Here is a 19723-nt window from a genome sequence, read left to right on the forward strand (position 1 = left end):
GGATCGTACTCCGACGGACAGCCTGTCAGTACCGGTAATGACGCCGATTCGATGGGCCGTTCGGGGAGGACACACCCTGCTGACACACCGAACGGCACCCCCCGGAGTGAGGGCGGGATAAGCGACCGACATAATGTCGGTCGTGGCGACAGCAACGACAGTAGAAACCGGGCACGCGCACCCGTCGGTCAGTCGACCGAACCTCACCAGCGTCGGAACCATCATCTGGTTGAGTTCCGAGCTGATGTTCTTCGCGGCCCTCTTCGCGATGTACTTCACCCTGCGATCGGTGATGGGACCCGACCACTGGAAGGAAATGGCTTCGGCCCTGAACTTCCCGTTCTCGGCGACGAACACCACGATCCTGGTGCTCTCTTCCCTCACCTGCCAGCTCGGCGTCTTCGCCGCGGAGCGGGGCGATGTGAAGAAGCTCCGTGCCTGGTTCGTGATCACTTTCGTGATGGGTGCGATCTTCATCGGCGGCCAGGTCCTGGAGTACACCGAGCTGGTGAAGAAGGACGGCCTCTCGCTGTCCTCCGATCCGTACGGCTCGGTGTTCTACCTGACCACCGGCTTCCACGGTCTGCATGTGACAGGCGGTCTCATCGCCTTCCTGCTCGTTCTGGGCAGGACATACGCAGCCAAGAGGTTCACCCACGAACAGGCGACCGCCGCCATCGTCGTGTCCTATTACTGGCACTTCGTCGATGTCGTGTGGATCGGCCTCTTCGCCACGATCTACATGATCAAGTAACCGGGCTCGAACCCGAACCACATCCAGCATCGACGCAGAAGATCCTGACACCGGGGTAATCCGTGAAAAAGCTCTCCGCACGACGACGCCATCCGTTGGCGGCGGTCGTCGTCCTACTCCTCGCGCTGGCGGCCACTGGGGGGCTGTACGCCGCGTTTGCGCCCGCGAGTAAGGCGCAGGCCGACGACACCGCCCAGTCCCTCGCCATTGATGAGGGCAAGAAGCTGTACTCCGTCGGTTGCGCCAGCTGCCACGGAACCGGCGGTCAGGGCACCACCGACGGGCCGAGCCTGGTCGGCGTGGGCTCCGCCGCCGTCGACTTCCAGGTCGGCACCGGCCGTATGCCGGCGCAGCAGCCGGGTGCCCAGGTACCGAAGAAGAAGGTCATCTACACCCAGGCCCAGATCGACCAGCTCGCGGCGTACGTCGCGTCGCTCGGCGCCGGCCCGATCGTGCCGACCAAGGACCAGGTCAGCCCTGACGGTGCGGACATCGCCAAGGGTGGCGATCTGTTCCGTACCAACTGCGCGCAGTGCCACAACTTCACCGGCCAGGGCGGTGCGCTGTCGAAGGGCAAGTACGCGCCCAGCCTTGAGGACGTGGACCCGAAGCACGTGTACGAGGCCATGCAGACCGGCCCGCAGAGCATGCCGTCGTTCCCTGACACGACGATGCCCTCGCAGCAGAAGCGGGACATCATCGCGTACATCAAGACCGTGAACAGCGCCGAGTCCGAGACCCCTGGTGGCCTCAAGCTGGGCGGGCTCGGTCCGGTCAGCGAGGGTCTGTTCGCCTGGATCTTCGGTCTCGGCGCCCTGATCGCAGTTGCCGTTTGGGTCGCGGCCCACACCGCTAAGGCCAAGAAGTCATGAGTAGCCAAGAGATTCCAGAAGAGAACCTGCCTGCTGAGCAGGGCACCGTGCACACCGCGGTAGAGGTCGCGGACGACCCGTTCGCAGACCCGGGGCTGCCGGCCCACAGGCCGCGCATCCAGGACATCGACGAACGGGCCGCGAAGCGGTCGGAGCGCACGGTCGCGCTCCTGTTCCTGCTGTCCATGGTGGCGACGGTGGGCTTCATCGCCTCGTACGTCATCTTCCCGGTCGACGAGATCGTGTACATCTGGCCGTTCGGTCACGTGAGCGCGCTCAACTTCTCGCTGGGTCTGACCCTGGGCGTGGCCCTCTTCACGATCGGAGCGGGCGCCGTCCACTGGGCGCGCACGCTGATGTCCGACGTGGAGGTGGCCGACGACCGCCACGCCATCGCGGCCGAGCCCGAGGTCAAGGCGAAGGTTCTCGCCGACTTCGCGGCCGGCGCCGAGGAGTCCGCGCTCGGCCGGCGCAAGCTGATCCGCAACACCATGTTCGGTGCGCTGGCCCTGGTGCCGCTCTCCGGTGTGATGCTGCTGCGCGACCTCGGTCCGCTGCCGGAGAAGAAGCTTCGCCACACCCTGTGGGCCAAGGGCAAGCAGCTCATCAACATGAACACGATGCTGCCGCTGCGTCCCGAGGACGTCGCCGTCGGTTCGCTGACTTTCGCCATGCCCGAGGGCCTGCATGAGGACGCGGAGGACTTCCAGAACCAGATGGCCAAGGCCGCGCTGATGATCATCCGTATCCAGCCGGAGAACATCAAGGACAAGCGCGAGCGCGAGTGGGCCCACGAGGGCATCGTGGCCTTCTCGAAGATCTGCACCCACGTCGGCTGCCCGATCAGCCTGTACGAGCAGCAGACACACCACGTGCTCTGCCCGTGCCACCAGTCCACCTTCGACCTCTCCGACGGCGCGCGCGTCATCTTCGGTCCGGCCGGACACGCCCTTCCGCAGCTGCGGATCGGCGTGAACGCCGAGGGCAACCTCGAAGCGCTCGGTGACTTCGAAGAGCCCGTCGGTCCTGCCTTCTGGGAGCGCGGATGAGTACTCCGACCATGAACACGCCTGGTGCTGCCGCACCGGGCAATCGCAAGGCGCCCGCCGGTGAGCGGGTGGCCGACTGGGCGGACGGCCGGCTCGGGATCTACTCCCTGGCCAAGGCCAACATGCGCAAGATCTTCCCGGACCACTGGTCCTTCATGCTCGGTGAGATCGCCCTCTACAGCTTCATCATCATCATCCTCACGGGTGTGTATCTGACGCTGTTCTTCCACCCGAGCATGAACGAAGTCGTGTACCACGGCTCGTACGAGCCGATGCAGGGCATCCGGATGTCCGAGGCCTACGCCTCGACGCTGGACATCAGCTTCGATGTCCGCGGTGGTCTGCTGGTCCGCCAGATCCACCACTGGGCCGCGCTGATCTTCCTGGCCGGCATGTTCGTGCACATGATGCGCGTCTTCTTCACGGGTGCGTTCCGCAAGCCGCGTGAGATCAACTGGCTCTTCGGCTTCCTGCTGTTCGTGCTGGGTATGTTCACCGGCTTCACCGGCTACTCGCTCCCGGACGACCTGCTCTCCGGAACGGGTGTCCGCTTCACCCAGGGCGCGATCCTGTCGATGCCGATCGTCGGCACGTACATGTCGATGTTCCTGTTCGGCGGAGAGTTCCCCGGTCACGACTTCGTCGCCCGGTTCTACTCGATCCACATCCTGCTGCTGCCGGGCATCATGCTCGGCCTGCTGGTGGCGCACCTGATCCTGGTCTTCTACCACAAGCACACGCAGTTCGCGGGTCCCGGCCGGACGAACAAGAACGTCGTCGGCATGCCGCTGCTGCCGGTGTACATGGCGAAGGCCGGAGGCTTCTTCTTCCTGGTCTTCGGTGTCATCGCCGTCATCGCGGGCATCGCCTCGATCAACCCGATCTGGGCGATCGGCCCGTACCGCCCGGACCAGGTGTCCACCGGCGCCCAGCCCGACTGGTACATGGGCTTCGCCGAGGGTCTGATCCGAGTGATGCCGGGCTGGGAGATCAACCTCTGGGGTCACACGCTCGTCCTGGGTGTGTTCATCCCGATGATGCTCTTCGGACTGGTGCTCGCGATCATCGCGGTCTACCCGTTCGTCGAGTCCTGGGTCACCGGGGACAAGCGCGAGCACCACATCCTGGACCGCCCGCGCAACGCCCCGACCCGGACGGCCTTCGGCGTCGCCTGGATCACCGAGTACATCATCGTCTTCATCGGCGGTGGCAACGACCTCTGGGCCACGCACTTCCACCTCTCGCTGAACGCCATCTCGTGGTTCATCCGGATCTTCATCTTCGTGGGGCCGGTCGTCGCGTTCATCGTGACGAAGCGGATCTGCCTCGGCCTTCAGCGCCGGGACAAGGAGAAGGTGCTGCACGGACGCGAGTCCGGCATCATCAAGCGCCTGCCGCACGGTGAGTTCGTCGAGATCCACGAGCCGCTCGGCCCCGAGCAGCTGCACACGCTCACCGCGCACGAGCAGTACAAGCCGGTCGAGATCGGCCCGACGGTCGACGAGAACGGTGTCGAGCGCAAGGTGCCCGCGATGCAGAAGCTGCGGGCCAAGCTCAGCAAGGGCTACTTCGGCGAGCACAACCAGATCGAGAAGCCCACTGTCGAGGAGTACAAGGAGATCACCAGCGGCCACGGCCACCACTGATCACCTGAACTGATCGCCACAGCAGGAGCCCCGTCCATTCGATGGACGGGGCTCTTCGCTGTCCGTGGCGCTCGATAGGGTGGGGTGCATCCCCTTTATCGGCTGTGGACCCCAGGAGCGGACCATGAACGTTGTGACCCCGGTCGGCGGCGACAGCGTGGCGGCTCGTTCCTGGCCGGGCGTGCTGACCCCGCTGCTGCGTGGCGAGGACCTGACCGCCGACGACACCGCGTGGGCGATGGACAGCATCATGAGCGGCGAGGCGACCGACGTGCAGATCGCCGGTTTCGCCGTCGCCCTGCGGGCCAAGGGCGAGACCGTCGACGAGGTCACCGGACTCGTCCGCGCGATGTACGAGCACGCCACCACGATCCACGTGCCGGGCCGCACGGTCGACATCGTCGGCACCGGCGGCGACCTCGCCAAGACGGTCAACATCTCCACGATGTCCGCGATCGTCGTCGCGGGCACGGGCGCCAAGGTCGTCAAGCACGGCAACCGGGCCTCCTCCTCGGCCAGCGGAGCCTCCGACGTCCTGGAGAAGCTCGGCGTCAACCTGGAGCTGACCCCGCAGCGTGTCGTCGAGGTGGCGGAGGAAGCCGGCATCACCTTCTGCTTCGCGGTGAAGTTCCACCCCGCCCTGCGCCATGCCGCGAAGGCCCGCAAGGAGCTCGGCACGCAGACCACGTTCAACATCCTCGGGCCGCTCACCAACCCGGCGCGGGTGCGCTCCCAGGCCATCGGTGTCGCCGATCCGAAGATGGCTCCCATCGTCGCGGGCGTGCTCGCGGCGCGCGGCAACTCCGCGCTCGTCTTCCGCGGCGACGACGGTCTGGACGAGCTGACGACCATGGCGACCTCCCGGGTCTGGGTGGTCCGCGACGGCGAGGTGCGCGAGGAGGCGTTCGACCCGCGCGACGTCGGTCTGCAGCTGGTCCCCGTCGAGGCACTGCGCGGCGCCGACGCGTCGTACAACGCCGATGTGGCCCGCCGGCTGCTGGCCGGCGAGACCGGTCCGGTACGCGATGCGGTGCTGCTCAACTCGGCGGCGGCGCTGGTGGCGCTGGACCCGGGCGAGGGCACGCTGAACGAGCAGCTCGCCGCCGGAATGGCGAAGGCCGCCGAGTCCATCGACTCGGGTGCGGCCCGGGCGGCGCTGGAGCGCTGGGTGGCGGTCAGCAACACCTGACCGTAAGGAAATGTGGCACAGGGCGCAGTCCAGATCTTGGACTGCGCCTTGCACGTCGGCCCACGTATGGCAGGATGCTGGTCAGGTCATGAGTGACAGCGACTACGGCCCCGGCCCGCTGTCCGGCAACCCTCCGTCCGTGGCGGGGTGCCCCGGGTGAAGACCAGGCCGTAGGCAGCGAAGTCTGCGGCAAGCGCGGACCCCTCGACATCTCTGAATGTCACATCCCTGGGGTCCTGGTCCTCAAGGAGCCTCTTGTGAGCAAGCGAATGCGATAGGGCCCAAGGCCCTTCTCCGCACACCTTTTCTTCCTCCTGCGCTGCCGTGTCTGTCGGCGCAGTGAATTCGCCTGCCTGTTACGGGAGTTCGCCATGTCTGTCTTCACCGCTGCCACCGACCAGTCCATTTGTACCCCGCTGCCCGTTCTGGGCCGGGATGTGACCGTTCCTCTGGTGACTGGCGGTGACGTCACGTACGCCGCTCTCGACTACGCGGCCAGTGCCCCGGCCCTGCAGCGCGTGTGGGACGACGTCGCCGCGTACGCCCCGTACTACGGCAGCGTCCACCGCGGCGCCGGTTACCTCTCGCAGCTCTCCACGGACCTCTTCGAGAGCAGCCGGAAGACCGTGGCGGAGTTCCTCGGCTGCCGCGCCGACGACCAGGTGGTCTTCACCCGGTCGACGACGGACTCGCTGAACCTGCTCGCCGCGGTGATCCCCGCCGACTGCCAGGTCTTCGTGTACGAAACCGAGCACCACGCCTCGTTGCTGCCCTGGCGCGACGCCCGCGTCACCTACCTCAACGCCCCGCGCACCCCGGCCCAGGCCGTCGAGACGCTGGAGCGGGCACTCACCGACCGCGACCCCTACGGTCCGGCGCTGGTCTGCGTCACCGGCGCCTCCAACGTCACCGGTGAGCTGTGGCCGGTGAAGGAGCTGGCCGCCGCCGCCCACGCGCACGGCGCCCGGATCGTGCTCGACGCCGCACAGCTCGCCCCGCACCACCCGGTGGACATCGACGAGCTCGACGTCGACTGGGTCGCCTTCTCCGGACACAAGCTGTACGCGCCGTTCGGCTCCGGGGTCCTCGCGGGCCGCGCCGACTGGCTGCAGGACGCCGAGCCGTACCTCGCCGGTGGCGGCGCCTCACGGAAGGTCGCCCGGCGCACCGACGGCGGCGTGGACGTGGAGTGGCACTCGACCGCCGCCCGCCACGAGGCCGGTTCGCCCAACGTCATCGGCGTCTACTCGATCGCCTCCGCCTGCAAGGCGCTCACCGAGGCCGGCTTCGACGGGCTCGTCGCCCGCGAGCAGGAGCTCGTCACCCGGGTCCGCGCAGGCCTCGCCGAGGTCCCGCGGGTCAAGGTGCTCTCGCTGTTCGGTGACGACGCCCCGCGGGTCGGTGTCATCTCCTTCGTGGTGGAGGGCTGGAACAGCTCGCACTTCGCCGCGGCGCTCTCCGCCGAGTACGGCATCGGGGTGCGCGACGGACTGTTCTGCGCCCACCCGCTGGTCCGCACCCTGCTGGGCAGCGACCCGCAGGACCCGGGCGAGTGCGGTGAGCCGGAGGCCGAGCCGGGCGAGCGGTCGCTCAACGCGATCCGGGTCAGTTTCGGCGCCGGTACGCCGGACGAGCACATCGAGCGTTTCGTCCGCGCGGTCAAGGAACTGGTGGGCAAGGGCGCCCGGTGGACGTACCGCACCGAGGACGGCCGCTGTGTCCCGGACCGGGGCACGGCGCAGGTCTGACGCGCAGGTGACATTTCGGCCGGGGACGGGCAGCACCGCCCGTCCCCGGCCGAAATGTGACGCGAACCTACGCGTCGAGACCGATGGCGAAGGCCGCCTCCAGGTCGTGCTGCGAGTACGTACGGAACGCGACATGCGTGTCGGTGCCCTCGACGCCGGGGATCTTGCTGATCCGGCCGGGGATGACGTCCGCGAGGTCGTCGTGCCTGGCCACCCGGACCATGGCGATCAAGTCGTACGTACCGGTGACCGAGAAGACCTCGCTGACATTGTCCAGCGCGGCGATGGCCTCGGCGATCTCCGGAATCCGGTCCACGCTGGTTTTGATGAGCACGATCGCGGTGATCACGGCTGGCTTTCTCCCTCGGTGGCCGTGGCTGGAGCCTTCACTCTAGCCCCACGGCGGTAGCGTCCCCAGGCGTAGAGGAAGCCGCAGACGAAGCCGACCACATGGGCGAGATACGCCACTCCGGGACCGCTGCCCGCGCCCCGCGCCGCCATCCACTGCAGCGCGAACCAGAAGATCAGCACGATCCAGGCGGGAAAGCGCAGCGGAAGGAAGAGCAGGAACGGGAAGAGGCTGGTCACCCGCGCCCGGGGAAACAGGTAGAGGAACGCCCCGAGTACCGCGGAGATCGCCCCCGACGCGCCGACGAGGGTCTGGTCGGAGTCCGCGTGGGCCGCCGCGTACGCCAGCAGGGCGAGATAGCCGCAGCCGAGATAGAAGAAGGTGAATTCGGCACGGCCCATCCGCTCCTCGGCCATCGCCCCGAACACGTACAGGAAGAGCATGTTGCCGAGCAGATGCAGCCAGCTGCCGTGCACGAACAGCGCGGTCAGCGGGGTGAGCAGGGCGTGCACGGAGCCCGCCCACAGTTCGCTCGGGATCACCCCCCAGCGCTCGAAGTACCCGGCCTGGGCGGCGAGCAGGGTGTCGGCGGTGCCGTACGAGGGGTTGAACCCGGAGAGCGGGCTGATCAGGAAGGCGGCGCAGCACAGGGCGATGAGGGCGTACGTCACCTGCGCACCGGACGCCGTGGCGGCGCGCAGGAGCCTGCCGGTCACTCCGCCTCTCGCCCGCCGATCGATCATGAACAGAGCATGACGCAAGGTGACGGAACGGGGCAGACCGCCTCGCCGTGTCTATGGGTATGCACAAGGCCGTAGGGTTACAGCAGGACATCCGCAGTTCGACGGCGCACCGCGAGATTCTTTGCAGGCAGCAGCACCACGCTCGACGAAAGAGGACGCACCGATGACGACGGTTCCCCAGCCGACCGACGGGACTCGCTGGCGCTGCACGCTCTGCGGAAATCTCACCCGCTTCGACGTGACGCGCACCTCCAAGGTCGTCGAATACGTCCATCTCGACCTGGCCGGTGAGTCGACCGTCGAGGAACGCGAGGTGGTCAGTGAGACCATCGAGTCGGTCCGCTGCCGGTGGTGCAACGCGGTGGACCAGATCGAACTAGTCGACAGGCCGGGTGCCGACTCCTGACGGGGCCGTGCGGACAGACATTTTGGGGTGACGGATCGTGGAGCAGCCCGATAGCGGCGCCGAGCCGGCCGATGGAGCCGGCGACGCCGTCGAGGCGCTCGACCGCCCGCTGCCCGAAGGCGTACGGCGGCGGGTCGTCGCGCTGGTCTCGGACGCGTTCGGCGGTCTGACGGTCACCGAACTCCCGGCCCAGCTCAGGCAGTACGCACGCTTCACCCCGACCCGGCGTGCCAAGTTCGCCGGGAACGCGATGGCGGCCGCCCTGGAGAGCGACGCCCTGTTCCGCCAGCGCATCGGCGAACGGCTCCGGGAGTCCCAGCCGGAGCTGGCCGCTGCCGTGGAGGCCGGATCGCCGCCGGCCGCCGCCGATCCCGTCGATGTGGCCGCGGCCGCCTATGTGCTGCGTCCGGTCGGCTGGGTGAAACTGGTCGCCGCCGCCGGCGAGGAGGTCCAGCGCGCATACGCCGAGAGGGCCGACGAGGAGAACCGGCGCGAAGTGGAACGGCTGCGCGAGGAGCTCGCTCAGGCCCGGACCCAGACGAGGAGCGAGACCGAACGGCTCCGCGCCGAACTCGAAGCGGCCCGCAAGGAAGCCGATTCGCTGCAGCGCAAACTCCGCTCGGCCCTCAGCGAGGTCAAGCGCGGCGAGGCCGCGGTGCGCCGTGGCAAGGCCGAGGCCGACACCGTACGGGCCGAGGCGGCCGCCCAGATCTCCGCCGCCGAGGGCGAGACCCGGCGGCTGCGGGCCCGGCTCGGTGAGGCGGAGGCGTCCGTCGAGGCGAGCCGCAGGGCCTCCAGGGAGGGGCGTTCGGTCGAGGACATGAGGCTGCGGCTGCTCCTCGACACGGTGCTCGACGCGGCCCGGGGGCTGCGCCGCGAACTGGCCCTGCCGCCCTCCTCGATCCGCCCCGCCGACAGCGTCGACGCGGTCGAGCCCGGTGCGATGACGCCCAAGGACATTGCCACCAGAGCCCTTTCGGAGACCGATCCGGCCCTGCTCGACCAGCTGCTCGCGCTGCCGCAGGCGCATCTGATCGTGGACGGCTACAACGTGACCAAGACCGGCTATCCACAGCTGCCGCTGGAGAAGCAGCGGCTGCGGCTGCTGGGCGGTCTCGCGGTGCTCGCCGCGCAGTCGGGCGCCGAGATGACCTGTGTCTTCGACGGGGCCGAACTGGCCGCTCCAGTACTGCTGGCACCGCCGCGTGGGGTGCGCGTGCTGTTCAGCAAGCCGGGCGTGACCGCCGACGAACTCATCCGCCAGCTCGCCCGCGCCGAACCGCCGGGCAGGCCCGTCGTGGTGGTCTCCACCGACCGTGAAGTGGCGGACGGCGTGGCGAAGGCGGGGGCCAGGCCCGTTGCGTCCGTCTTGCTCCTTAAGCGGCTTTCGCGCGTCTGATGCGCCTTGTGATGACTTGTCGGACATCAGGGAACGTACCGTCAAGTCGCCACTACGCCCTGTGTGATGAGAGTAAAGAAGTGGCTGTTGTGGCGAGATTTTTCTTGTGAGGATTTGAACTGATCACAAGATGGTCACTAGGGTCGGGCTTCGAACCTTCGCACGGTTGATCACCCATCCGGGGTGGCAGCGAAGGAACCGCCGAGTCCGTGACGTGCACGGAGCCGGGGATTCAGTTCCCCCCACAGCCCGGTAGGCGGCTCAGAGGAAGAAGGAGCTCGCCTTCGTGGCGTCCCACCGTCGTCCCAAGCAGCCGAGCCGCGCTCGTGTGACCGTGCTCACCGCGACCGCCGCCGCGGCCGTGGCCCTGACCTCCCAGGCCGCCCACGCCGACCCCAAGCCGACCAAGAGTGAGGTCAAGGCGAAGGTCGACAAGCTCTACCACGAGGCGGAGAAGGCCACCGAGAAGTACAACGGGGCCAAGGAGCAGCAGGAGAAGCTCGAAAAGCAGGTCGGCGCGCTGCAGGACAAGGTGGCCCGCGGTCAGGAGGAGCTCAACACGCTCCGCAGCGGCCTCGGTTCGCTCGCCGCCGCGCAGTACCGCTCCGGCGGCATCGACCCGTCCGTGCAGCTCTTCCTCGCCTCGGACCCGGACACCTTCCTCGACGAGGCCTCGGCCCTCGACCAGCTGACGGCCAAGCAGGCCGAGTCGCTGGACAAGATCCAGGAGAAGCAGCGGGCCCTCGCGCAGCAGCGCAAGGAGGCCCAGGACAAGCTGGGTGACCTCGCGGACGTCCGCAAGACGCTCGGCGAGAACAAGAAGAAGTTCCAGGGCAAGCTCGCCGACGCGCGGCGCCTGCTCAACACCCTGACCGCCGCCGAGCGCGCCAAGATGGCCGAGGACGACCAGCGCGCCAGCCGCGCCGCCGGCGACCGGGTCGAACTGGGCAACGAGGTTCCCGCCTCCGCCCGCGGCGCCGCTGCCCTGAGGGCCGCTGCCACGCAGCTCGGCAAGCCGTACGTCTCCGGCGGCACCGGCCCCAACTCGTACGACTGCTCGGGCCTGACCCAGTGGTCCTACGCCCAGGCCGGCGTCCACATCACCCGTACCACCTACACCCAGATCAACGAAGGCACGCAGATAGGCCGCAGCGCGCTCAAGCCGGGCGACCTCGTCTTCTTCAACAGCACCTCGCACGTGGGTCTGTACGCGGGCAACAACACCATTGTGCACGCCCCGTACCCGGGCGCGGTGGTCCGCTACGAGTCGATGAACACCATGGGCAGCTTCCAGGTCGGCGTGCGCATCTGACGACGCCCGAACGGGCGAATTACCGCGCCCCGCACAGACAGTCCGCCCCGCCGGAGACCACAGGTCACCGGCGGGGCGTCGTCGTTCGTGACCCGCATCCGCCCGGTGCGGTCGTTCGTGTGCTCCGTAGTCGCCCGACTACTGTCTGCCTGCTGTGCGGCTCCCGTCCGTCGGTCCGCCCGTCCCGGGCGGCAGGGGGCCGCGTACGTCTGCGTACAGCGGAAGGGAGTGCGGCGTCCTGTGGTGTCCCATCGCCGTTCCACACAGCCCGGCGTCAACCGGAGCGTCCGGGTCACAGTCCTGACCGCGGCCGCGGCGACCGCCGCCGCCACGCTCGGGGCGGCGGCCGCGCACGCCGACCCGAAGGGCACGCCCCGCACCGCCAGGGCCGAGATCGACCGGCTGTACAGCGAGGCCGAGCACGCCACCGAGCAGTACAACAAGGCGGGGGAGAACGCCGACCGGCTGCGCGGCGAGCTGAACCGGGACCGGGACCGGGCGGCCCGCGGCCAGGAACGGATCAACCGGATGCGCATGGCGCTCGGTTCGGCAGCCACCGCGCAGTACCGCTCCGGCGCCATCGACCCCTCGCTCGCCCTGCTGCTCTCCGCCGACCCGGACAGCTACCTCGACCGGGCAGCCACCCTGGACCGGCTGAACGCCCGTCAGGCCACCGTCCTGCACCAACTCCAGCGCGCCCGGCGCGGCCTCGCGCAGGTCCGTGCGGAGGCCGCTCGCTCGCTCGCCGGCCTGGAGCGCAACAGGGCCGCCGCCACGCGCCACAACCGGACCGTCGAGGGCAAGATCCGGCAGGCCCGGCAGTTGCTGGCCTCGCTGCCCGCCGCGGACCGGGCGGCCTTCGACCGCGCCTCGCGCTCCGGCCGCGACGCCGCGCTCCCCGACCCGGCCGATCTGCCGGCCGGCTCGTCCCGGGCGGCGGCCGCCGTCATGGCCGTCCGCCAGGCCGTCGGACGCCCGTACGTCTGGGGCGCCAGCGGACCCACGGGATTCGACTGCTCCGGGCTGATGCAGTGGGCGTACGCCCAGGCCGGCGTCAGCCTGCCCCGCACCTCGCAGGCGCAGCGGTACGCCGGCCACATGGTGCCGCTCTCCCAGGCCCGCCCCGGCGATCTGGTCGCCTACCGCTCGGACGCCGGCCACATCGGGATGTACGTGGGCGACGGACAGGTGATCCACGCCCCGCACCCGGGCGCTCCGGTCCGCTACGACCCGGTCGGCATGATGCCGGTCTCCTCGGTGACCCGCGTCTGAGAGCCTGTCGGGTGACCTTCGATCGGAGAGCGGACGCGGCATGGTGCGTGCGATTCCAAGGCGCCGGGATGGCCTTGTAGCGGAGCTACCAGGGCGTTTCGGCAACGCCGGAAGCGTGCGTGCCAGGGCGTGGCCGCCCGATCAGAGGTCACCCGACAGGCTCTGACCCGTACCCTCGGTCACGTGGCTGATCAGGGGCGCACCGCAGGGCGGGGACGTGACGGACGACGGCGCGCGGTGGGCGCGGCGCTCGCCGGGCTGCTGCTCGCGTCCGCCTGCACGGCCCCCGCCCCCGCAACCCCCGACGCCACCGTCCGGGCCATCCGCGCCACCCTGGACCGCCGCGCCGCCGCCGTCCTGGACCACGACCCGGACGGCTTCCTTGCCGCACTCGCCCCCGGAGCCACCGGGCTGCGGGCAGCCCAGCGCCGCGAGCTGGCCCATCTCGCCGACGTGCCGCTGAGCTCATGGACGTACGAGGTGACGGACGTGCGCGGGCGCGGAGCCGACCGGGCCACCGCCGACGTCGAGCTGCGCTACCGGATCGCGGGCTACGACAGCGCTCCGGTCACCGCGGACCGGGTACTCGACCTGGAGCGGGCCCCGGCGGACGGCCGCTGGTACATCGCCGCCGACCGGGCAGGGAAGGACGGCGGCCTGCAGCTGTGGCAGCAGGGCGACGTCCAGGTCGTACGGGGCAGACGAAGCCTCGTCCTCGGTGTGGGGCGGACCGCGACGGAGCTCCGCGGGATCGCGGACACCGCGGACCGTGCGGTGCCCGCCGTCTCCGCCGCCTGGCCGGAACGCTGGGCCGGCCGTGTGGTGGTCCTCGTACCGGAGACGATCGAGGACATGGCCGGGCTGCTGGGATCACCGGCGGCGAACTACCGGGGCATAGCGGCCGTCACCACCGGTGAGACCGGCGGCAGGGCGCCCGCGGACCGGGTGATCGTCAACCCTCAGGCGTACGCGACGCTCGGCACGTTCGGGCAGCGGATCGTCCTCACCCACGAGACCGCCCATGTCGCCACCCGCGCCCGCACCTCCGCATCCACCCCGACCTGGCTCTCCGAGGGCTTCGCCGACTGGGCGGCCTACCGCGCCGAGCAGCGGACCGCCGAGCAGGCCGCGCCCGAACTGGCCGACGCGGTCCGGCGCGGTGAGCTGCCCGCCGAACTGCCCGCCGACGAGGAGTTCGGGTTCACGGGAGACTCCGGGCGCCTCGCGAGGGCGTACGAGGGCGGCTGGCTGGCTTGCGCACTCATCGCCGACCACTGGGGCGAGAAGAAGCTCTTCGCCTTCTACGGGGCCGTCGGGGGGCACTCAGGGCGGGACGGAGCGGTGGAGCAGGCGATGCAGGACGTGCTCGGCACGACGCCGCAGGAGTTCACGGCGCGCTGGCGGGAGTATCTGCGGTCCCGTCTCGGCTGACCTTTTCCACCGGAGCGGACGACTGGACCGGCACCTGCCGCCGGTTCCGGCGGACCGGCGCGGGTACCGTCCCCGTCCACAACCGCCGCGCAGCGATCAGCGTCGCCGCGACCAGCAGACCGTTGCGTACGAACATCAGCGTCACGCCCTGCGCGTCGCTGGTCACCACGTGGATGAACCCGAACGGGAATTCCAGCTGGGTGACGCCCGTCGCGACCAGCACCAGAACGGCCGGCAGCCCCATCCGGCCGGACCGGAAGACCAGGCAGACCGCCGCGAGACCGACCAGCCACAGCATGTACTGGGGGCTGATCACCCGGCTCGTGGTCGTGAACAGCAGCACCGCCGTGAGCGCCGCATCGGCCGGCGTGCTCACCCCGAAGTCACGGGCCAGCAGCCGCCACACCACCAGCCAGCCGAACGCGACGATGCTCAGCCCCAGCGCCAGCGTGCTCACCAGCGGCACATGCGGACCCAGGAACTCCAGCGACCCGTAGTTCAGCTCCACCCGGCCCTGCCAGCCGAACTGCCGCGCCACATGGAAGACCAGCGCACCCAGCGACTCGACCTCGGTGCCGCGCTCGCGCTGGAACCCGAGAAAGGCCAGCGCGCCCGGCAACGCCGCCGTGCACACCACCAGCAGGCCGGCCGCCGTCACCACCGCCGCCGTCCAGGCGCGGCGGGTCGACTCCCCGCGCACGGTCCCGGCCAGCAGCAGCACCGGCCACACCTTCAGCAGCGCGCCGAAGGCAGCCAGCGCCCCCAGCACCCGCGGATGCCGTACCCCGGCCAGCAGCGCCGCCACCGCGACCGCCGTCACCATCACGTCGTACCGGGCGTACGCGGTCGTGCCGAGCAGCGGCACCCCCGCCACCCACACCCAGCCGCCCGCCGTCCGCCTGCCGGGACGGCGGCCCGCGTACAGCAGCAGACCGAGCACCAGCGCGTCGCAGAGGCAGGCGAGGACGAAGAAGGCCGAGGCGTAGTCCAGGAACGGCAGCAGGGCGGGGGAGAGGATGGCGAGCGCCGCGACGGGCGGGTACTGCCAGGTGACATCGTCCAGCGGATACGTGCCGGTCTTCAGCACCTCGGACCAGCCGTGGTAGATCACCGAGACGTCGCTCGTCACGTCCGGGCCAGGCAACGTGATGACCTTGAAGACGCAGAGCAGCAACGCGGCCCTGGTGAGCGCCCACACCGTGACGGGTGCGAGAGATCTGCCGATGCCGCCTACTGCTGTCATGCCCGCGCCCATCCCCTTCGCCGGTGGCTCGATGAGCCATGATGCACGGCATGCCGGTGGGCGAGCCATCGGGCCGGGCCGTTCGGTACTGTCGGCGGCGATGGACAAGACCTTGATCGTGACCAACGACTTCCCGCCCCGACCCGGCGGTATCCAGGCATTTCTGCACAATATGGCGCTGCGCCTGGACCCCGGCCGGGTCGTCGTCTACGCCTCCACCTGGAAGCGGAGCCCCGAGGGCGTCGCGGCCACCGCCGCCTTCGACGCCGAGCAGCCGTTCACCGTCGTCCGTGACCGTACGACGATGCTGCTGCCGACCCCGCGGGTGACCCGGCGCGCGGTCCAGCTGCTGCGCGAACACGACTGCGCCTCCGTCTGGTTCGGGGCCGCGGCCCCGCTCGGACTGATGGCACCGGCACTGCGGAGGGCGGGCGCCCGGCGGCTGGTGGCCACCACCCACGGGCATGAGGCGGGCTGGGCCCAACTGCCCGCGTCCCGGCAGCTGTTGCGCCGAATCGGCCAGGGCACGGACACGATCACGTACCTCGGCGAGTACACCCGCTCCCGGATCGCCGGCGCGCTCACCCCAGAGGCCGCCGGCCGCATGGTCCAACTGCCCCCCGGCGTCGACGAGAAGACCTTCCACCCGGACTCCGGCGGGGACCGGATCCGGGCCCGGCTCGGACTCTCGGACCGGCCCGTCGTCGTCTGTGTGTCGCGGCTCGTGCCCCGCAAGGGCCAGGACACCCTGATCCTCGCGATGCCCGCGATCCTGGCGCGGGAGCCGGACGCCGTTTTGCTGATCGTCGGCGGCGGACCGTACGCCGAGGAGCTGGAGAAGCTGGCCGCGGAGACCGGCGTCACCGACTCGGTGCGCTTCACCGGACCGGTGCCGTGGGAGGAACTGCCCGCCCACTTCGGCGCGGGCGACGTCTTCGCCATGCCGTGCCGCACCCGCCGCGGCGGCCTCGACGTCGAGGGGCTCGGCATCGTCTACCTGGAGGCGTCCGCGAGCGGACTGCCGGTGGTGGCGGGCGACTCCGGCGGCGCACCCGACGCCGTGCTCGACGGCGAGACAGGCTGGGTGGTGCGGGGCGGCTCCGTCGAGGAGACCGCCGACCGCGTCGCCACCCTGCTCGGCGACCCGGAACTGTGCCGGCAGATGGGGGAGCGGGGCCGGGCCTGGGTCGAGGAGAAGTGGCGATGGGACCTGCTCGCGGAGCACCTCAAGGCGCTGCTCTGAGGTACAAGGCGCTGCTCTGAGATACGAGGAGGGGCTCGCGCCCATCGTGCGAGCCCCTCCTCCTCCACCTGCAACCGCGTGATCAGCCGCGGTAGATCGACTCCACCTCGTCCGCGAAGTCCTTCGCCACCACATTCCGCTTCAGCTTCAGCGACGGCGTGATGTGGCCGGCCTCCTCGGTGAACTGCGAGGCCAGGATGCGGAACTTGCGTACGGACTCGGCCTTGGACACCGCCGCGTTGCCGTCGTCCACCGCCCGCTGCACCTCGGCCAGCAGCTCCGGGTCCTCGCGCAGCGACACCGCCGTCGAGCCGGCCGGCTTGCCGTGCTCCTCGGCCCAGCGGCCCAGGAATTCCTCGTCCAGAGTGATCAGCGCACCGACGAACGGCCGTCCGTCGCCGACCACCATGCACTCCGCGACCAGGGCGTGCCCGCGGATCCGGTCCTCGATCACCGCGGGAGCGACGTTCTTGCCGCCCGCCGTGACAATGATCTCCTTCTTGCGGCCGGTGATCGCCAGATAGCCGTCCTCGTCGAGGGTGCCGATGTCACCCGTGTGGAACCAGCCGTCGGCCAGCGCGTCGACCGTCGCCGCCTCGTTGTTCCAGTAGCCCGCGAACAGATGCTCGCCGTGCAGCAGCACCTCGCCGTCGTCGGCGATCCGGACGACCGAGCCGGGCAGCGGCTGGCCGACCGTACCGATCTTCTGCCGGTCCCACGGGTTGAACGCGGTGGCCGCGCACGTCTCCGTGAGGCCGTAGCCCTCCAGCACCGTGAAGCCGATGCCGCGGTAGAAGTGCCCGAGCCGATCGCCCAGCGGCGCACCGCCCGAGATCGCGTACTCGCCGCGGCCGCCGAGCACGGCGCGCAGCTTGCTGTAGACCAGTCGGTCGAAGACCTTGTGCTTGAACTTCAGGCCCATGGACGGACCCTGAGGGGTGCCGAGCGCGCGGCTGTAGGCGATCGCGATGTTCGCGGCCTTGTCGAAGATCTTGCCCTTGCCGTCGGCCTGCGCCCTGGCGCGCGCCGAGTTGTAGACCTTCTCGAAGACCCGCGGCACACCGAGGACAAGCGTCGGCCGGAACGCGGCCAGCTCATCGGTGAGGTTCTTGATGTCCGGTACGCAGCCGAGCCGGATCGGAGCCATCACCGCGGCCACCTCGACCAGCCGGCCGAAGACATGGGCCGCGGGCAGGAAGAGCAGTACGGAACACTCGCCGGTCCGGAAGAGGGGCCTCAGGCGTTCCACCACGTTGCCGCACTCCGCGAAGAAGCTGCGGTGCGTGAGCACACAGCCCTTGGGGCGGCCGGTGGTGCCCGAGGTGTAGACGATGGTGGCCGGGGCGTCGGCCTTGGCGCCGGCGCTGCGCAGGTCGACGGTCTCGTCCGAGACCTCCACGCCCGACGCCGTCAGCTCCTCGACCGCGCCCGTGTCGATCTGCCACACGTTGCGCAGCTCCGGCAGCCGGTCGCGCATGGCGGCGACGGACTCGGCGTGCCCGCCGTTCTCCACGATCACCCCGACCGCACCGGAGTCGCCGAGGATCCACTGGACCTGCTCGGCGGAGCTGGTCTCGTACACCGGGACGGTGACCGCGCCCACGCTCCAGATCGCGAAGTCCAGCTGTACCCACTCGTAGCGGGTACGGGACATCAGACCGATCCGGTCGCCGGGCTGCACGCCCGCGGCGATCAGGCCCTTGGCGGCGGCTCTGACCTCGGCCAGGAACTGGGTGGCAGTGACATCGGTCCACACTCCCGCCACTTTGCGGCTCATCACCGCTACATCGGGATGCTGCGCGGCATTGCGGCGGATGAGATCCGTCAGGTTGCCGTCCGAGGGGACCTCGTACAGGGCCGGAAGGCTGAACTCGCGCAAGACTGCTGCTCCTCATCGGGCTCCGGTGCCACGGCTCTGTGTGACGCACCGGCTGCGGTCCAAGACTGGCAGGGTGCTCAGTGGAGGTGAGCACGACCGGACTGCCCGGACGTTACCCACCAGTACTCGATTCCGGATAGGGGGTTCCGGCCAGATGTCTTATGCGTCACACATATCGGTGATCCTCGCGCGCACAGTAGTGCACCCAGGTGACAAGCGTGAGGTATCCGCAGGTCCGGCGGGCTCTACCCAGGCCGCCGGGGGCGCCCTAGGGTGATCACCATGGGATTCGGAGCGAAGAGCCGCGAGGGTGCCACCGCACGTCGTACGCGGATCCACGTGGTCAGTGACGTGCACGGGAACACCGAAGCCCTGGCCTGCGCCGGGGACGGCGCCGACGCCCTTGTCTGCCTGGGTGACCTGGTGCTCTTCCTCGACTACGCCGACCACTCGCGCGGCATCTTCCCCGAGCTCTTCGGCGTCGAGAACGCCGACCGGATCGTCGAGCTGCGTACCGCCCGCCGCTACGAGGAGGCCCGGGACTTCGGCCGCGGGCTCTGGGCGGGCCTGGACCGCGATGCCGCCATCGTCGGTGCGGTGCGCCGTCAGTACGCCGAGATGTTCGCGGCCTTCCCCACGCCGACATACGCCACGTACGGCAATGTGGACATCCCCGACCTCTGGCCCGAATACGCCCGCCCCGGCACCACCGTCCTGGACGGCGAACGCGTCGAGATCGGCGGTCGCGTCTTCGGCTTCGTCGGCGGCGGGCTCCGGACCCCGATGCGCACCCCGTACGAGATCAGCGAGGAGGAGTACGCCGCCAAGATCGAGGCGGTCGGCGAGGTGGACGTCCTGTGCACGCACATCCCGCCCGACGTGCCGGAGCTGACCTATGACACCGTGGCGCGCCGGTTCGAGCGCGGCAGCAGGGCGCTCCTCGACGCGATCCGCCGGACCCGCCCCCGATACGCCGTCTTCGGCCATGTCCACCAGCCGCTGGTCCGCCGGACACGGGTCGGCGCCACCGAATGCGTCAACGTCGGGCACTTCGCCTCGACCGGGCGGCCCTGGGCCCTGGAGTGGTGACCACACGGCCCCGACCCTGGGAGGATGCGCCTCGCGCACGCGATAGCCTTCTGGCGGCAGGCTTCTGCCGACCGACCGGTACACCGCACTGGAGGAGCC

At 69.8% G+C, this 19723-nt stretch carries 17 protein-coding genes and 1 riboswitch; of the genes, 13 read left to right on the forward strand and 4 right to left on the reverse strand.

Going from position 1 to position 19723, the window contains the following annotated elements; translation table 11 throughout:
* Nucleotides 1–133: 133 nt before the first annotated feature.
* From ctaE to AB0I23_RS09750, 6 genes are all read left to right on the forward strand, one after another.
* Nucleotides 134–754, forward strand: coding sequence for an aa3-type cytochrome oxidase subunit III (ctaE, locus tag AB0I23_RS09725; protein WP_037694033.1), 621 nt, complete (start codon nt 134–136; stop codon nt 752–754).
* Between the two features lie 62 nt (nt 755–816).
* Nucleotides 817–1626, forward strand: coding sequence for a cytochrome bc1 complex diheme cytochrome c subunit (gene qcrC / locus AB0I23_RS09730; protein WP_359108507.1), 810 nt, complete (start codon nt 817–819; stop codon nt 1624–1626).
* Complete coding sequence (gene qcrA / locus AB0I23_RS09735; RefSeq protein ID WP_359108509.1) at nt 1623–2675, forward strand: cytochrome bc1 complex Rieske iron-sulfur subunit; 1053 nt, start codon at nt 1623–1625, stop codon at nt 2673–2675. Before qcrC ends, qcrA begins: the two co-directional genes overlap by 4 nt.
* Complete coding sequence (qcrB, locus tag AB0I23_RS09740) at nt 2672–4321, forward strand: cytochrome bc1 complex cytochrome b subunit (RefSeq protein ID WP_359108511.1); 1650 nt, start codon at nt 2672–2674, stop codon at nt 4319–4321. The genes qcrA and qcrB overlap by 4 nt, the downstream gene beginning before the upstream one ends.
* Before the next feature lie 124 nt (nt 4322–4445).
* A complete protein-coding gene (gene trpD / locus AB0I23_RS09745; RefSeq protein WP_359108513.1) occupies nt 4446–5510 on the forward strand; it encodes an anthranilate phosphoribosyltransferase in 1065 nt (354 codons plus the stop codon).
* Between the two features lie 84 nt (nt 5511–5594).
* Nucleotides 5595–5712, forward strand: a riboswitch (SAM riboswitch).
* 169 nt (nt 5713–5881) lie between these two features.
* Nucleotides 5882–7258, forward strand: coding sequence for an aminotransferase class V-fold PLP-dependent enzyme (locus AB0I23_RS09750; RefSeq protein WP_359108515.1), 1377 nt, complete (start codon nt 5882–5884; stop codon nt 7256–7258).
* A gap of 67 nt (nt 7259–7325) precedes the next feature.
* On the opposite strand, the gene AB0I23_RS09755 is transcribed toward AB0I23_RS09750, so the two are convergent.
* The gene (locus AB0I23_RS09755) at nt 7326–7607 is read right to left on the reverse strand and encodes an Lrp/AsnC family transcriptional regulator (protein WP_037694047.1); all 282 of its coding nucleotides are present in this window, start codon (nt 7605–7607) and stop codon (nt 7326–7328) included.
* On the reverse strand, nt 7604–8350 hold the full coding sequence (locus AB0I23_RS09760; protein WP_359108517.1) for a rhomboid family intramembrane serine protease: 747 nt from the start codon (nt 8348–8350) through the stop codon (nt 7604–7606). The genes AB0I23_RS09755 and AB0I23_RS09760 overlap by 4 nt, the downstream gene beginning before the upstream one ends.
* A gap of 163 nt (nt 8351–8513) precedes the next feature.
* Here AB0I23_RS09760 and AB0I23_RS09765 point away from each other — a divergent pair, with 163 nt between their 5' ends.
* The 5 genes from AB0I23_RS09765 (at nt 8514) to AB0I23_RS09785 (ending at nt 14170) form a co-directional block, all read left to right on the forward strand.
* Nucleotides 8514–8756, forward strand: a complete 243-nt coding sequence (locus AB0I23_RS09765) for a hypothetical protein (protein ID WP_266986548.1) — start codon at nt 8514–8516, stop codon at nt 8754–8756.
* Nucleotides 8757–8793: 37 nt separating this feature from the next.
* Complete coding sequence (locus tag AB0I23_RS09770; RefSeq protein WP_359108519.1) at nt 8794–10155, forward strand: NYN domain-containing protein; 1362 nt, start codon at nt 8794–8796, stop codon at nt 10153–10155.
* A gap of 286 nt (nt 10156–10441) precedes the next feature.
* Nucleotides 10442–11467, forward strand: a complete 1026-nt coding sequence (locus AB0I23_RS09775) for an NlpC/P60 family protein (protein WP_359108521.1) — start codon at nt 10442–10444, stop codon at nt 11465–11467.
* Nucleotides 11468–11707: 240 nt separating this feature from the next.
* A complete protein-coding gene (locus tag AB0I23_RS09780; RefSeq protein WP_359108523.1) occupies nt 11708–12739 on the forward strand; it encodes a C40 family peptidase in 1032 nt (343 codons plus the stop codon).
* Nucleotides 12740–12922: 183 nt separating this feature from the next.
* Entirely contained in the window at nt 12923–14170 is a 1248-nt protein-coding gene (locus tag AB0I23_RS09785; protein WP_359108525.1) for a hypothetical protein, read from the forward strand.
* On the opposite strand, the gene AB0I23_RS09790 is transcribed toward AB0I23_RS09785, so the two are convergent.
* Nucleotides 14127–15413 (reverse strand): glycosyltransferase family 87 protein, encoded by a 1287-nt coding sequence (locus AB0I23_RS09790; protein WP_359108527.1) that lies wholly within the window; start codon nt 15411–15413, stop codon nt 14127–14129. The two genes, AB0I23_RS09785 and AB0I23_RS09790, sit on opposite strands and share 44 nt — an antisense overlap.
* 100 nt (nt 15414–15513) lie before the next feature.
* On the opposite strand from AB0I23_RS09790, the gene AB0I23_RS09795 reads away from it, so the two are divergent.
* A complete protein-coding gene (locus AB0I23_RS09795) occupies nt 15514–16656 on the forward strand; it encodes a glycosyltransferase family 4 protein (RefSeq protein ID WP_359108529.1) in 1143 nt (380 codons plus the stop codon).
* Between the two features lie 82 nt (nt 16657–16738).
* On the opposite strand, the gene AB0I23_RS09800 is transcribed toward AB0I23_RS09795, so the two are convergent.
* Nucleotides 16739–18535, reverse strand: coding sequence for an AMP-dependent synthetase/ligase (locus tag AB0I23_RS09800; RefSeq protein WP_359108530.1), 1797 nt, complete (start codon nt 18533–18535; stop codon nt 16739–16741).
* A gap of 282 nt (nt 18536–18817) precedes the next feature.
* Between AB0I23_RS09800 and AB0I23_RS09805 the strand changes: the two genes are divergently transcribed.
* Nucleotides 18818–19624, forward strand: a complete 807-nt coding sequence (locus tag AB0I23_RS09805) for a metallophosphoesterase family protein (RefSeq protein WP_359108532.1) — start codon at nt 18818–18820, stop codon at nt 19622–19624.
* The last annotated feature ends 99 nt before the right edge of the window (nt 19625–19723 follow it).

Origin of the sequence: Streptomyces atratus, assembly GCF_040655115.1 — a bacterium.
GTDB classification, from domain to species: domain Bacteria; phylum Actinomycetota; class Actinomycetes; order Streptomycetales; family Streptomycetaceae; genus Streptomyces; species Streptomyces atratus_D.